Genomic DNA, 13,887 nt, shown 5'->3' with positions numbered 1-13,887 from the left:
TCGACACAGGCCGGGACACCGGCCTGACGTTTACCCTAGCGACGGCGCAGAACGTGGATGAAGTCCTCCGCCACGGTCTGCTGGTCGAGCAGCTCATTGCCGGTCTGCTTGGCAAACGCCTGAAAATCGCGCAGGGACCCGGCGTCCGTCGAGACCACGCGCAGGGTTTGACCGCTTTGCATGTCGGCCAGCGCCTTTTTGGCTTTCAGAATGGGCAGCGGGCAGTTCAGACCGCGGGCGTCAACCTCTTTGTCAATGTCAATGTGCATCAAATTTCCTTGGAATTGGGGCAATTTTAGAGACCTTGGTGTCAAGCCCGTTTGGGAAACTCGATGAACTGCGGCTCATGGCCGCGCGCGCGCAACCAATCGGCCAGCGCGTAGCCGGTGCCAGCCGGCCAGCACTTCACCTGGTCAAAGTCAAACAGCCGGTAATCCACCAGTTCCGGCGACAGCTTCACCGCACCGTGACACACCGCGTGGTAGGCAATGATGATCTGGTTCATGCGCTGAAAGTCGTAAACCCCGATCAGGTTCAGCGCGCTGGTGTCCAGACTGGTTTCTTCCTTGATTTCACGGGCAATGCCGTCCTGCGGCGTCTCGCCTTTTTCCATGAAGCCGGTGATCAGCGCAAACATCTTGCCCGACCATGCCGCGTTTTGCGCCAGCAAAATTTTCCCCTCGTACTCAATCACCGCGGCCAACACCGGCGTGGGATTGTTCCAGTGGGTGTAGCCGCAGGCGGCGCAGCGCAGGCGCTCTTTGTCGCCGCTGTCCTCAAGCTGCGTGATCAGGGTCAAGGGCGTGGCGCATTGCGGACAAAACTTGAAAGCTTCAATCATGGAAAAACCTTGTTGCTATTAGTTAAATAGCTGCTCGCGCATAGTCCACGAGGGCTAGCGGCTATTTTCATGTAAATCAAGCGGGAAATACGCCGGTCGAGAGATAGCGGTCGCCGCGGTCACACACGACGAACACAATGGTCGCATTGGTTTCAACCCGGGCAATCTCCTGCGCCACCCAGCACGCACCCGCTGCCGAAATGCCACCAAAAATACCTTCTTCGCGCGCCAGCCGCCGGCACATGTCTTCGGCTGTTTCCTGGCTCACGTACATCAACTCATCCACATTGGCGGGGTTGTAAATTTTCGGCAAATATTCCTGCGGCCACTTGCGAATGCCGGGTATGCGCGAGCCCTCGTTGGGCTGCACGCCAATGATTTTGATGGCCGGGTTCTTCTCTTTCAAAAACCGCGACACACCGGTGATGGTGCCGGTGGTACCCATGGCACTCACAAAATGGGTGACTCGCCCCTTCGTATCGGCCCAGATTTCCGGGCCGGTGGTCTCGTAATGAATCCGCGGATTGTCGGCATTGGCAAACTGGTCCAGCACATGGCCCTTGCCATCACGCTGCATCTGATCAGCCAGATCGCGCGCGTACTCCATGCCGGCGCTCTTGGGTGTGAGAATCAATTCCGCACCAAACGCCTTCATGGTTTGGGCGCGCTCGATCGACAGGTCCTCCGGCATGATCAACACCATGCGGTAGCCCTTGATGGCCGCCGCCATGGCCAGCGCAATGCCGGTATTGCCCGAGGTCGCTTCAATCAGGGTGTCGCCGGGCTTGATCTCGCCACGCTCCTGCGCGCGCTGGATCATGGACAAGGCTGGCCGGTCTTTCACCGAGCCGGCCGGGTTGTTGCCTTCGAGCTTGCCCAGAATCACGTTGCCACGGGCAGCATTTTGTTCGGCACCAATGCGTTGCAGCATCACCAGGGGGGTTTTTCCGATGGAATCTTCAATGGTTGGGTATTTCATAGCCCACACTGTGCCATAATTTCGTTCTTCGCTGAATCCGCCCGGGTGGTGAAATTGGTAGACGCAGGGGACTCAAAATCCCCCTCCGAAAGGAGTGCCGGTTCGATTCCGGCCCCGGGCACCAGATCTAAAAAGCCGCATCGTTCCCTGAACGATGCGGCTTTTTTCTTATGCCCTCACCAAGGCAGCTGCGCAAACCTCTCCACCAAAAAGTCCAGCAGGGCCCGCACCGCAGGCGACAAATGCCTGCGTGACGGATACAGCGCATGGATGGTCATCACCGGCAGGCGCCACGCCGGCAACACAGCGTGCAGCTGGCCGCTGTGCAGCAGCGGATTCGCCAGGTAGGTGGGCTGCAGCGCAATGCCGCCGCCGGCCAGCGCGGCCTGCAGCAAGGTGGTGGCTTCGTTGGCGCTGAAGTGGCTGGTGACGCTGACCTTGGCGGTCTCGCCGTTGCGCGTCAATTGCCACACGCTTTTGCCGAAGTTGGTGTAGCTCAGGCAGCGGTGCCGGGCCAGCTCGGCAGGGACTTCGGGCGTGCCGCATTGCGCCAGATACGCAGGCGACGCCACCAGCACCGAGTCGCAGCGCGCCAGCGGGCGGGAAATCAGCAGTGGATCGGGCTCGCCGCTGATGCGGATGGCCAGGTCGATGCGCTTCTCGACCAAGTTGAGCGAGCCTTCGCTGACGTCCAGGTCGATCTTCAGCTGCGGGTGCAGCGCCAGAAAGTCGGCAATGGCGGCGGCCATCTGGGCGTAGCCGAAGGACATGCTACAGGTCAGGCGCAGCTGGCCGCGCAGCGCGCCCTCGGTGCTGGCGGTTTCTTCTTCGACGTCCTGCATCAGCGCCAGCATCTGCTGGCTGCGCCGCAGGCAGTGCTCGCCCGCATCGGTCAGCGTGACGCTGCGGGTGGTGCGCTGCAAGAGCCGGGCGTTGAGCCACTGCTCCAGCTCGGCCACGTAGCGCGTGACCATGGCGCGCGACATCTCCAGCTTGTCCGCGGTGGCGCTGAAGCTGCCGCTGGTGGCAACTTCGGTAAACACACGCATGGCGGTCAGTCGGTCCATGATTTGATCTATTTATGAAACATATAAGCGCAGTTTATCGGGTTTATTTGATCGTTATTCGTACATAAACTGCAGACTTCTTGTTCAACACACTTACCCCCAGGAGCCCTCAACATGATCCGCACCACCGTTCTCGCCGCCACTCTGGCCGTTGCTTTTGCATCTGCCCAGGCCGCGCAACCCTAGCAACTGAAGGTCTTTAACGCCGACAGAAATAGCTTCAACGTCAACTCCACCCTGGTTTATGGCGAGAAAGAAGCCATGGTGATTGACGCTGGCTTCAACCGCGCCGACGCGTTGCGGATTGCCGCCAACGTGTTCGACAGCGGCAAGCAGCTCGAGATCATTTATGTGAGCCAGGCCGACCCCGACTACTACTTTGGCGTGGAAACCCTGAAGGAGCTGTTCCCCCAAGCAGAAGTGGTAAACCCATCCCCGGGCGGCTGATGTTGGGCAGCGTTATTCCGCCCGAATGTCGTTCGCCTTCACCACCTCGCCCCACAGCTTGTAGCAGTCCCGCGTCAATTTGTTCAACTCTTCAGGGGTGCCGCCGCCCGGCTCTTCACCGCGGTCGGTGATGCCTTTTTGGAGGGCTGGATCTTTCATGGCGGTGTTCATCGCCGTGTTGAGTTTCTTCACCACATTCGCGTTCAGGCCGGGTGGGCCGTATCAGTCCTTGCCGAATCTGGACTGGGTGGAGGCGACGCAGCGAGCCTTGGCATCACCCGACATGGCGTTGCATTTTTCGAACGCCACCATGTAGTCGGCGTCAAGTATGTCTTGCGCGCTGTCCTTCCTGGCTGTATTGATCTGCTTGTCCATTTTGGCGTCAGCCAACACCTTGATCTCGGTCGCCTTGGCCTGTTTAATGCACACATCCTTGGCGTTGCCGGACTGGTCGTCACATTTTTCCCTGGCGACGGCATGGGCTGACGTGGCCTTGGCTTCCAGCACTTTGATCTGATCACCCGACTTGCCGGAAAATTCGTATTGCGATTCAGCGCGCGCGACCTCCGCCTTGGCCATGGCTTGCGTCAGACAAATGTCCTTGCTATTGGCGGCCAGCGCCTGGCATGCTTGCTTGTCCACATGATGCGCGTCACTGATGCGGGTCTGGGCTATGTCCAGTTCAACCTTGGTGATGATGGTGGCCTGTGCCGCCGGAAACACCAGCACAGCGGCGGCCAGAAGTAACGCTTTCAACTTGAAAATAATGGTCATGCAGGTCCTTCTCTTGGCCAGTTAGACAGGAAGTCATCTAAAAACCAAGTATGGGACGCATGCGGCAGCCCGCCCAGCGGACGGCACCGCCCATTGCCGTAGTAGATGTCCTACAGACTCACCGGTCCATTACGGCATGGCAAAAATCTGCTCCATATCCGCAACCCAATCCAGGGCGGTCTTGCCGGCGCCGGCCGAGAACGAACTGAACAAGCTACCCATAGAGATGTCAAGCACAGAGACACCGACAGGCCAGTTTTTCATGGGGTTGGCCAGGTCGTAGGTGGCATAGGCAAAGAAACCGAGCAGTGCTCCTGCGACAAACGTATTACCCCAGTTGGCCTCCGCCTCGTTTGGGGCCACGGCAAACAGCATCACGCCCATGGCAAACAACGCATAAAAGAGCAGGACAACAGAAACATTGGGCCGCTCTGCCATCGGGCGCCCGAAGCCTTGTTGATAAAGCGGCCTGGCCAGAACGCTGAGCCAAAACCGATCCAGCGCGACGATCGCGATGGCGGTAGCCAGGTAGGCCAGCAAATATTTGGTCATGGGATTCCCCTGCTTGTTGGTGTCCCGGCGAGCGCGCTCACACGCCAGACCACATTGCCCACGTCGTCTGCCACCAGCAAGGCGCCCCGCTGGTCCAGCACCACCCCGACCGGCCGCCCGAAGGCAGTGCCCTCCTCGCTGAGGAAGCCGGTCAGGACATCGACCGACGCGCCGGCGGACTGACCGTCTTTGAAGGGCACGAAGATGACCTTGTAGCCGCTGTGCGGGCGCCGGTTCCAGGAACCATGCTGACCGATAAACATGCCGTTGGCGAAGGACGCAGGCAGCGAGGTGCCCACGGAAGACGCCAGGCCCAGCGAGGCGGTGTGAGGCCCCAGGGCGTAATCCGGGGCAATCGCTTTGGCCACCAGATCGAGCCGCTGCGGCTTGGCCCGGTCGTCGATATGCTGGCCGTAGTAGCTGTAAGGCCAACCATAAAAAGCGCCCTCGCGCACCGAGGTCATGTAGTCAGGAACCAGGTCACTGCCGATTTCGTCGCGTTCGTTGACTACCGTCCACAGCGCGCCACTGTGGGGCTCCCACGCCAGCCCGTTCGGGTTGCGCAACCCCGAGGCAAAGATACGGTGCGCGCCGCTACGAGTGTCCACCTCCCAGATGGCGGCGCGCTCCACCTCTTCCGCCATGCCGCGTTCGGCCACGTTGCTGTTGGAGCCCACGGTCACATAAAGTTTGCTGCCGTCAGGCGTTGCAATCAGATTCTTGGTCCAATGGTGGTTGATGGGGCCCGCCGGCAAGGCCACCACCACCGTGCCGGGCGCGCTGATGCGCGTGTCGCCAGGGGTGTACGGAAATCGCAGAACCGCATCGGAGTTGGCAACAAACAGTTCATTGCCCACCAGCGCCATACCGAAGGGCGAATTCAAACCTTCCAGCAGCACCGAATGCACGTCCGCGACCCCATCGCCGTCGGTATCGCGCAGCAGCGTGATGCGGTTGGCGCTGGGCACGCCGGCGCCGGCATCCTTCATCGCCAGGCGCATGAACCATCCCCGGATGCCTCGGGCGTCGTCAGGCTTAGGCGGCGCATTGGTCTCCGCCACCAGCACATCGCCATTCGGTAGCACATAGAGCCAGCGCGGGTGGTCCAGGCCGCTGGCGAAGGCGGCGACCCGGGTTCCCTCAACCGCCTGCGGCGTCGCCCCACTCGGCCAGCCCTTGGCAGGCGCGATATTCACGGTCGGCAGCAGCGTGCTGTGGGGCGCTGGCAAGACGGGATGAGGTCCGCTGCCCGCCGCGATCGGCAGCTTGGCCATCTCGGCACAGGCGGCGAGGGTCAGAACAATCACACTCAACCAGGCGGCGTTTGAAACAGTAGGGATTCGGGACATAAAAGCGGCTCCTTGGCGTGACAGTGGATCAGGCTTGGTTCGCGGGCGCTGATACCAGCGGCGGCACGTTCGCTCGTCGAATCAGCTGCCACGACACGCTTCGGTGCAACTGGATAGCCTGAAGCGTAAGTTCCTGTAACGAGAAATTCAGTGCCCTGGCGAACACAGCGGGTAAATTTTCTTGTTTTCAGGCCGCGAACGGCTTGACTGAATGGACTGTGGCTTCGAACGGCCCGTCAACCATGAAGCGGTGTCGGATACACCACTGCGACTACGATCAAAAGCAGGATTCGTGACGAAAAACCCTGTACTGCGTTCGCAAGCGAACAGACTGCAGCCGGTCAGGCTGCCAAGGTCGGGGCATCAACCAGCGAATCGATTTGAGGCGCTTGGTGTCGTGTCCCCACAGTTCACGCTGAAAGGAAAAAATCATGACGGTCAACAGCTCAAAATGCGGCCGCCTGGTCCCTGCGCTTGAGCCCCATGACAACCACCGGAGGCCGCTGTGATTGAGGTTCGCAAAGGCCAGGCACCGGCCCCGCTTGATCGGGCGGCGTTCGGTGTGCGCTTTCGCGCTTCCTTCATCGATCCGGCGTTCCGGGCCGAAGAGCCGGCCATCGGGCGGCTGGAAGAGATCGCCTGGGCCGCCTACATCGAGGGCCGCAAGGCGCCTTTCACGCAGAAGGCGGGGCCGGGCTATGCCGACCCCGACTACGATCTGTCCACCGAGTGGATCGCCACCAAGCAACGCATTCTGGAGGCACAACAGCGCTGGGCCGACCCGGCGAGCCCGTCGCGGGTGTTGCTGATCTGCGGCTCGGCGCGCAACGACGGCACCTGCCCAGGCGAGATGTCCAAGACTTTCCGGTTGTTGGACATTGCCCGCGCCAGCCTGGAGCAGGCCACCATCCAGGTCGATGTGCTGGACCTGAGCCTGCTCACCTCCGACTACGGCCGCCATATCCACCCCTGCAAGGGTTGCGTATCGACCGCCATGCCCTTGTGCCACTGGCCGTGCAGCTGCTACCCCAACCACGCCCTCAACCAGACCAATGACTGGATGGCCGAGATCTACGAGCGCTGGGCGGCCGCGCATGCGGTGATCATCGTGACGCCGGTGTACTGGTACCAGAGCCCAAGCCCCTTGAAACTGATGATCGACCGCCTGGTATGCGCCGACGGCGGCAACCCCGATCCCACCTCGACCTCGGGCAAGAAAGCCGCCAAGGCGAAGGAACTGGAGATGGCCGGCTGGGACTACCCGCAGCACTTGGCTGGCCGCGCCTACGGGCTGATCGTGCACGGCGACGTGGCCGGTGTCGAAGGCGCGCGCCGCGCCTTGTCGGACTGGCTCGACTGGATGGGGTTCATTGACGCCGGTGCGCAAGCACGACTGGACCGCTTTATTGGTTACTACGAGCCGTATGCCAACAGCCACGAGGCCCTGGATCGGGATCAGGCCGTGCAGGAGGAGGCGCGCAATGTGGCGCGCGCGGTAGCCAAGGCGGTGCTTGAGTTGCGCGCCGGACGCCTGCAGGCGGCGCAGCCCAGTCTGTCGCGTCCGCGCCCCAAGTAAGTCAACCACCAAGGAGAAAAATGATGAACGACTATCGCCACCATGTATCCGGTTTTTTTTCCAACCGCGACGACGCCGAGGACGCATTTTCCACGCTGATCGAGCGCGGGCTGCCGCGTGAACAGCTGCAGATTTTCCAGATTGACTCGGCTACGCCCACCCCCGCCGCACCCAAAGAAGACAGCAATGCGGTGCTGAAGGACGTCTTCGTGGACGGCGCCATCGGCACCGCTGTGGGCACCGGCCTCGGGGCGCTGGCGGAGGTAGCCCTGGTAGCCGCGAACGTGACCTTGTTCGTCGCCAGCCCCTTGATCGCGCCGCTTGCCATGCTGGGCTGGGGTGCCGTGCTGGGCGGCGTGATCGGCGCCGTGGTCGGCGCTGAGGCCCAACCTGCGACCGGCACCGAGAAAAAAGAGGGCTGGCTGTCGGCGCTGGTGCGCGATGCCATCGCCAGCGGGCAGATTGTGCTGGTGGCCGAGTGCCGCACGGAACAGCAGACCGCCATCGCCCGGAAAGTCATCCAGGCCTCGGTCGGCGACTACGGGGACGACACCACCGCGTGAACGCGGGCGCCCGGCCTGTGGTCCGGCCTATGACAAACCGGCAGCCACCGTCGGGTAGCGCAAGGTCAACCGCAGTTCGCGTTTGAGGCGCGTGTTGTCCATGCGGCGCGATTCGCTCATGAAGCTCAGGAGCATCAGGGACAGCTGCTCCCTGGCCGTGTCGCGCGCCACGCGTGGCGGCCGCGGCAGCCCGTACAAATCGGCCGCCAGATCAAAGTAGTCGCCCATCTTCAGGCAGGTGTCGTCGTTCACGTTGTAAACACGTTGCGGCCTGCCGCGCCACAGGGCGGCCAGGCAGGCACGCGCCAGATCGTCGGCATGGATGTGGTTGGTGTAGACGTCATCCGCCGCCTGCAGCACCGGCGTGCCCTTGAGCAGGCGCGGGCGCGGCGTGCCGCCCTCGCGGTCGGGCGCATAGATGCCGGGAATGCGCAGAATGCTGCATCGCACCGGCGCAGAGCGGCCCAAGAAACGCATCGTATTTTCAGCATCAATTCGCCTTCTAGCCCTTGGTGTATCTGCGTGAGTAGCTCTTGTTTCAATAGCAACATCACCCAAACAATCGCCATACACGCCGCTGGTGGAGCCATAGACCATGGCGTCGGGCGGACTGCGCCGGCGCAAGGCACGGGTCAAGGCCAGCGTGCGCGGGTCACCCCAGCCCTCACCCGGTGGGGGCGCCAAGTGCAGCACGCGGGTGGCCAATCCAGCCAGCCGGCGCAGCGAGTCGGGGTCGTCCAGATTGCCTGCCAGGGGCGTGATGCCCCGCGCGCGTAGCGCCTGCGTGCGATCCGAGCTGGAGGTGACCGCCATCAGCCGCACCCGGCCAGCGAGGGCTTGCGCCACGCGCAGGCCGACATCACCGCAGCCCACGATCAAGATGCGCGTGCGTCGAAAACGGGCCGGCAAGGCGCCCGGGCGTGTGGCGTACAGGATGGCATGGGGGCTTTGGTTTGAAGGCAAAATCGGAGGCTATTAAAAATGTAACGTTCTCAAGGATACAGAAAACATGACGAGCAGCGACACCGCCACGCCAGCCTTTCAGATTACGGTCAAGCCCAGCGGCCGCTTGTTCACCGCCAACCCCGATGAAACCATGCTGGCCGCCGGGATTCGCGCCGGTGTCGGTCTGCCTTACGGCTGCAAAGACGGCGCCTGTGGTTCCTGCAAATGCAAGAAACTGGAAGGTGTCGTGGTGCACGGGCCGCACCAGAGCAAGGCCCTGAGCCCGGAAGAAGAAGCCCTGGGTTTTGTCCTGACCTGCTGCGGCATCGCGCACAGCGACGTGGTGCTGGAGTCGCGCCAGGTGACCTCCGAGGGCGCTTTACCGATCCGGAAAATGCCGACGCGCGTGACCTTGATGGAAAAAATGTCCGCCGACGTCATGCTGCTCAAGCTGCAGCTGCCGGCCAATGACACCTTTGCCTACCATGCCGGCCAGTACGTGGAATTCATTCTGCGCGATGGCGCGCGGCGCAGCTACTCCATGGCCAATGCGCCGCACACGCAGGCCGCGGGCGGCGGTCTGGAGCTGCACATTCGCTACATGCCGGGCGGTAAATTCACCGAGCACGTCTTCAATGCCATGAAGGAAAAAGAAATCCTGCGCATCGAAGGACCGTATGGCAGTTTTTTCCTGCGTGAAGACAGCCCCAAGCCGATCGTGCTGCTGGCCTCTGGCACCGGCTTCGCGCCCATCAAGGCCGTCATTGAACACATGCAGTTCAAGGGCATCACGCGCCCCGCCACCTTGTACTGGGGCGGACGTCGTCCAGCAGACCTGTACATGGATGCGTGGGTGAAGGCGAAGGTGGCAGAAATGCCGAATCTGAGCTACGTGCCCGTCATCTCGGACGCGCTGACGGTGGATGGCTGGACCGGGCGCACCGGCTTTGTCCACCAGTCCGTGTTACAGGATTTTCCCGATCTGTCCGGGTACCAGGTGTATGCCTGCGGTGCCCCCATCGTGGTGGACTCGGCCAAGGCCGCCTACACCACGCAAGCCGACCTGCCCGAGGATGAGTTTTACGCCGACGCCTTCATCACCGAAGCCGACAAGGTGCACGAGCCGGTCACGGCCTGATTCATTTCTGGCGGGGCGCTCAGGCGCGACCCTGGTACTTGCGCTCAATAGCCACGCCAGGGGCTCTCTGGATCTTGGGTGTCATTAGGGCAAATACCAAGGGGATTTTTCAAGCCCCCCGGGGCCGTTGTTGGCCCTGCCAACCTCACCCAAGGTACTTCTCAACTCGCTGCTCGATGGCGCCGAAAATCGACGCGCCGTCGCGGCCCAGCATCTCGATACGCACCGTATCGCCAAACTTAAGAAAGCTGGTTTGCGGCTTGCCCGCTTCGATCGTCTCGTACATGCGCACTTCAGCCAGACAGCAGTAGCCGACACCGCCATTGGCCACGGACGAACCATGCAGGTCGCCCTGTTTGTTCGAGACCGTGCCGGAGCCGATGATCGAGCCGGCTTCCATCTCCCGCGTTTTTGTGACGTGCGCCACCAATTGCGGAAAGTTGAACACCATGTCGGTGCCGGCGTCCGGTTGACCGAACAACTGGCCATTGAGATGCACGGTCAAAGGCCGATGCACCCGTCCCTCGCGCCAGTCGGCGCCCAGTTCGTCCGGCGTGATCGCCACCGGGCTGAAGGCCGTGGCCGGCTTGGACTGGAAAAAACCGAAGCCCTTGGCCAGCTCCGCTGGAATCAGGTTGCGCAGCGACACGTCGTTGACCAGCATCAGCAGGCGAATCGCCGGCGCGCATTGCGCGGGCGTAGCACCCATTTTGACGTCGCCGGTGATGACCGCCACTTCGGCTTCCAGGTCGATGCCCCAGTCTTCCGACAAGGCCAGTATGGGATCGCGCGGACCGACGAAGGAGTCGGAGCCGCCCTGGTACATCAGCGGGTCGGTCCAGAACTCCGCTGGCAACTCGACACCGCGGGCGCGGCGCACCAGCTCGACGTGGTTCACGTAGGCCGAGCCGTCGGCCCATTGGTAGGCACGCGGCAATGGCGAATGGCAGGCGCCCGGCTCGAACGGCTCCGGGTTTGTGAAGGCGCCGCTGTTCAGGGCTTCATAGACCTGGCGCAGCTGCGGCTCGCAGGCATCCCAGTCGTCGAGCGCCGCCTGCAGGGTGCGGGCGATGGCCGGCACCGCGCGGCAGTGCGTCAGCGCGCGGTTGACGACGACCAGCGTGCCGTCGCGGCCGCCTTGTTTGAGGGTGGCAAGTTTCATCTTCGTTTATTCCCCGGCGTAGCTGCCGTCGTGCATCCAGCGCGCGTGTTGCGGTGCCTTCTTGGTGATGGCCCATTCGTTGAGCATGTCCCACTTCGCTTCGTCGAGCATCCTGGCCATCTTCGGCGTGCCGGTGTTGGCGCACAGTTCCAGACGGTGGCCGCTGGGGTCGAAGAAGTAGATCGACTTGAAGATGGTGTGATCGGTCGGGCCGATCACTGCAATGCCGTCGGCTTCCAGTCGGGCCTTGGCGGCCAGCATCGCCTCGACCGACTCGACCTGCAGCGCCAGATGCTGCGTCCAGACGGGGGTGTTGGTGTCGCGCCCCATCGGCGGCTGGGTCGGCAACTCGAAGAACGCGAGCACGTTGCCGTTGCCGGCGTCGAGAAAGACGTGCATGTAGGGATCGGGCTCTTTCGTCGAGGGCACTTCGTTCTCGGCGATCGCCAGGATGAAGTTCATGTCGAGGTACTTGCCGTACCACTCCACGGTTTCCTTGGCGTCCTTGCAGCGGTAGGCGACGTGGTGGATTTTCTGGATGGTCATGGGATGCTCCTGAATAAGTTAGACGCCGTTGCGGGCGATCTGCATCGCCTCGCGCAGCACGGAAAGATCGCCGACATGGTTGGCCAAGAGCAGCACCAGCTTGGCATTGACCAGCGCACTTTGCTCATCGGACAGATCGCGATGGGTGTCGATCAGGGTTTCGTAAAAGTCATCGCCCGGCGTGTAGGCCTGGAAATAGCGCTTGCCGGGCTCTTTGAGGTTGGGTTGCCGATTGAGCGACATGGGTGACTCCTTAATGAACATTGGAAGTAGCGCGCGCCAGTGCCGCGCGCACGGCCTCCGCGTCAAAGGCGCGCCAGCGGGCGGCGACATGCTGATCCGGACGCAGCAGGTAGGCGGTGCCGGCTTGGGCATCAAAACGCTCGGCAAACCGGCCCTTCTCGTCCACCAGCACGCGCAGACCTTCGGGGCCCACGCCCGCCTTCGAGGACACCAGCACCACGTCGACCGGAATCGGCGCATCCAGCAGCAAGCGAAACGCACGGGCGCTCGCGGCATCGACCGCCGCCGGGTCGTTGACGTAGACCAGCGCCATGAAGTGCCCGCCGACCGCGTCCAGCAGCCAAACGCTCTTGCCATCCTCCTGCATTGGCGCGTCATCCAGCGCCGCGCCCGGCACCATGTCGCCGGCAAACTCGGCCGTGTCCGGGGTATTCAGTGGCGATTCGGTCAGCACCGCCGGCACCGACAGACGACCCGAGTTGACCAGCGCGCGGGCAAACGCGTGGTCGCGCGCCAGGGTCAGCACGGCATTGCGAAAGGTCAGCGACATCTTGCTCTTGGGCGTGATGAAATCGGTCGAGCGGGTCGAATTGAGCAGGTTCTCGTCGGCGGCAAAAACACGCTCTTGCGAATAGCTGTCGAGCAGGCTGGACGGCGCCTTGCCTTCGATCACCAGCTTGAGCTTCCAGCACAGGTTGTCGGTATCCTGAATGCCGGAGTTGGCGCCGCGCGCACCGAAGGGCGACACTTGGTGAGCGGCGTCGCCGACAAACAGCACATGGCCGTGCGTGAAGCTGTTCATGCGCCGGCACTGGAAGGTGTAGACGCTGACCCATTCCAGCTCGAACTCGCGCTCGTCGCCCAGCATGGCCTTGATGCGCGGAATGACGTTTTCCGGTTTCTTCTCCTCTTCCGGGTCGGCCTGCCAGCCCAGCTGGAAGTCAATGCGGTAGACGTTGTCGGCCTGGCGGTGCAGCAGCACCGACTGACCGGGGTGAAACGGTGGGTCAAACCAGAACCACCGCTCCTGCGGGAAATCGGCCTTCATCACCACGTCGGCGATCAGGAAACGGTCCATGAAAATCTTGCCGTCAATCTCCAGGTTCATCATGCGGCGAATGCCGCTGCGCGCGCCATCGGCCACGATCAGCCAGTCGGTTTCCAGGCTGTAGATGCCGTCCGGCGTTTCCACCTGCAGCGTCGCGCCCTGCCCGTCCGGGCTGACCGAGAGCACTTTGTTCTTGAAGCGCAGATCGAGATTTGACAACTCCTGGGCGCGCTTGATCTCGAACTCTTCCAGGTAATACTGCTGCAGGTTGATCATGCCGGGGCGCTTGTGCTCGTCTTGCGGGCGCAGGTTGAAGTTGTACACCTCTTCCTCGCGGAAGAAGGTACGCCCGACATTCCAGCTCACGCCCTTCTCCACACAGGCGTCGCCGACACCCAGGCGGTCCAGAATCTCCAGCGTGCGCTTGGCATAGCAAACACCACGGGAGCCGACAGAAACCGTGTTGTCATCGTCGAGTACCACCACGGGCACGCCGGACTGGGCCAACTCAATGGCGGCCGCCAGGCCGACCGGACCAGCACCCACGATCACGACCGGATAGCGCTTTTTGTCGGCCCCGCTTTGCTCCGGCGGGCGGACGTATTCGTAGCTCGAATATTGATAGGTACTCAACATGTCTGTCTCCTTTTTTATAAA

The 13,887-nt window shown here is 62.2% G+C and carries 16 protein-coding genes, 1 tRNA gene and 1 pseudogene; 5 read left to right on the top strand and 13 right to left on the bottom strand.

Annotation, left to right across the window (positions count from 1 at the left end):
* Window positions 1–35 precede the first annotated feature (35 nt).
* The 3 genes from C5P05_RS06870 to cysM all read right to left on the bottom strand — a co-directional run bounded on the left by C5P05_RS06870 (window position 36) and on the right by cysM (window position 1,820).
* Window positions 36–263 carry a sulfurtransferase TusA family protein gene (locus C5P05_RS06870; RefSeq protein WP_114969131.1) on the bottom strand — a complete coding sequence of 76 codons (228 nt, stop codon included), beginning with the start codon at window positions 261–263 and terminating at the stop codon, window positions 36–38.
* A 47-nt stretch (window positions 264–310) separates the two neighbouring features.
* Window positions 311–841: an NUDIX hydrolase gene (locus tag C5P05_RS06865; protein ID WP_198674643.1), complete on the bottom strand. Its 531-nt coding sequence runs from the start codon at window positions 839–841 to the stop codon at window positions 311–313.
* A 76-nt stretch (window positions 842–917) separates the two neighbouring features.
* Complete coding sequence (gene cysM / locus C5P05_RS06860; protein WP_114969093.1) at window positions 918–1,820, bottom strand: cysteine synthase CysM; 903 nt, start codon at window positions 1,818–1,820, stop codon at window positions 918–920.
* Between the two features lie 39 nt (window positions 1,821–1,859).
* Here cysM and C5P05_RS06855 point away from each other — a divergent pair.
* A tRNA-Leu gene (locus tag C5P05_RS06855) sits at window positions 1,860–1,944 on the top strand.
* Window positions 1,945–1,996: 52 nt separating this feature from the next.
* Here the strand turns inward: C5P05_RS06855 and C5P05_RS06850 are convergent.
* A complete protein-coding gene (locus C5P05_RS06850; RefSeq protein WP_114969092.1) occupies window positions 1,997–2,887 on the bottom strand; it encodes a LysR family transcriptional regulator in 891 nt (296 codons plus the stop codon).
* Between the two features lie 114 nt (window positions 2,888–3,001).
* Between C5P05_RS06850 and C5P05_RS06845 the strand changes: the two are divergent.
* Window positions 3,002–3,313 (top strand): annotated as a pseudogene (locus tag C5P05_RS06845) (MBL fold metallo-hydrolase); the annotation flags it as partial.
* 33 nt (window positions 3,314–3,346) lie between these two features.
* Here C5P05_RS06845 and C5P05_RS06840 read toward each other — a convergent pair.
* The 4 genes from C5P05_RS06840 to C5P05_RS06825 form a co-directional block, all read right to left on the bottom strand.
* The gene (locus C5P05_RS06840; RefSeq protein ID WP_269813906.1) at window positions 3,347–3,541 is read right to left on the bottom strand and encodes a tripartite tricarboxylate transporter substrate-binding protein; all 195 of its coding nucleotides are present in this window, start codon (window positions 3,539–3,541) and stop codon (window positions 3,347–3,349) included.
* A gap of 15 nt (window positions 3,542–3,556) precedes the next feature.
* Window positions 3,557–4,108, bottom strand: coding sequence for a hypothetical protein (locus C5P05_RS06835; protein ID WP_114969091.1), 552 nt, complete (start codon window positions 4,106–4,108; stop codon window positions 3,557–3,559).
* 129 nt (window positions 4,109–4,237) lie between these two features.
* Window positions 4,238–4,660: a DUF2177 family protein gene (locus C5P05_RS06830; RefSeq protein WP_114969090.1), complete on the bottom strand. Its 423-nt coding sequence runs from the start codon at window positions 4,658–4,660 to the stop codon at window positions 4,238–4,240.
* Complete coding sequence (locus C5P05_RS06825) at window positions 4,657–6,009, bottom strand: PQQ-dependent sugar dehydrogenase (protein WP_114969089.1); 1,353 nt, start codon at window positions 6,007–6,009, stop codon at window positions 4,657–4,659. The genes C5P05_RS06830 and C5P05_RS06825 overlap by 4 nt, the downstream gene beginning before the upstream one ends.
* Before the next feature lie 505 nt (window positions 6,010–6,514).
* On the opposite strand from C5P05_RS06825, the gene C5P05_RS06820 reads away from it, so the two are divergent.
* Window positions 6,515–7,585 carry a flavodoxin family protein gene (locus tag C5P05_RS06820; RefSeq protein WP_114969088.1) on the top strand — a complete coding sequence of 357 codons (1,071 nt, stop codon included), beginning with the start codon at window positions 6,515–6,517 and terminating at the stop codon, window positions 7,583–7,585.
* A gap of 20 nt (window positions 7,586–7,605) precedes the next feature.
* Entirely contained in the window at window positions 7,606–8,148 is a 543-nt protein-coding gene (locus C5P05_RS06815; RefSeq protein WP_198674642.1) for a hypothetical protein, read from the top strand.
* A gap of 27 nt (window positions 8,149–8,175) precedes the next feature.
* On the opposite strand, the gene C5P05_RS06810 is transcribed toward C5P05_RS06815, so the two are convergent.
* The gene (locus tag C5P05_RS06810; RefSeq protein WP_232834374.1) at window positions 8,176–9,111 is read right to left on the bottom strand and encodes an SDR family oxidoreductase; all 936 of its coding nucleotides are present in this window, start codon (window positions 9,109–9,111) and stop codon (window positions 8,176–8,178) included.
* A 46-nt stretch (window positions 9,112–9,157) separates the two neighbouring features.
* Between C5P05_RS06810 and C5P05_RS06805 the strand changes: the two genes are divergently transcribed.
* The gene (locus C5P05_RS06805; RefSeq protein ID WP_114969086.1) at window positions 9,158–10,231 is read left to right on the top strand and encodes a CDP-6-deoxy-delta-3,4-glucoseen reductase; all 1,074 of its coding nucleotides are present in this window, start codon (window positions 9,158–9,160) and stop codon (window positions 10,229–10,231) included.
* 145 nt (window positions 10,232–10,376) lie between these two features.
* On the opposite strand, the gene C5P05_RS06800 is transcribed toward C5P05_RS06805, so the two are convergent.
* From C5P05_RS06800 to C5P05_RS06785, 4 genes are read right to left on the bottom strand one after another with little or no spacing between them, the layout of a single operon-like run.
* On the bottom strand, window positions 10,377–11,393 hold the full coding sequence (locus C5P05_RS06800; RefSeq protein WP_114969085.1) for a fumarylacetoacetate hydrolase family protein: 1,017 nt from the start codon (window positions 11,391–11,393) through the stop codon (window positions 10,377–10,379).
* A gap of 6 nt (window positions 11,394–11,399) precedes the next feature.
* Window positions 11,400–11,939, bottom strand: a complete 540-nt coding sequence (locus tag C5P05_RS06795; protein WP_114969084.1) for a VOC family protein — start codon at window positions 11,937–11,939, stop codon at window positions 11,400–11,402.
* A gap of 18 nt (window positions 11,940–11,957) precedes the next feature.
* Window positions 11,958–12,182 (bottom strand): DUF2783 domain-containing protein, encoded by a 225-nt coding sequence (locus C5P05_RS06790; RefSeq protein ID WP_114969083.1) that lies wholly within the window; start codon window positions 12,180–12,182, stop codon window positions 11,958–11,960.
* Window positions 12,183–12,192: 10 nt separating this feature from the next.
* The gene (locus C5P05_RS06785) at window positions 12,193–13,866 is read right to left on the bottom strand and encodes an FAD-dependent oxidoreductase (protein ID WP_114969082.1); all 1,674 of its coding nucleotides are present in this window, start codon (window positions 13,864–13,866) and stop codon (window positions 12,193–12,195) included.
* Window positions 13,867–13,887 lie beyond the last annotated feature (21 nt).

This window comes from Rhodoferax ferrireducens, assembly GCF_003347515.1.
Lineage (GTDB): Bacteria > Pseudomonadota > Gammaproteobacteria > Burkholderiales > Burkholderiaceae_C > Rhodoferax.
The sequence above is the reverse complement of the archived record's forward strand: the minus strand, read 5'-3'. Positions and strand labels throughout refer to the sequence as shown.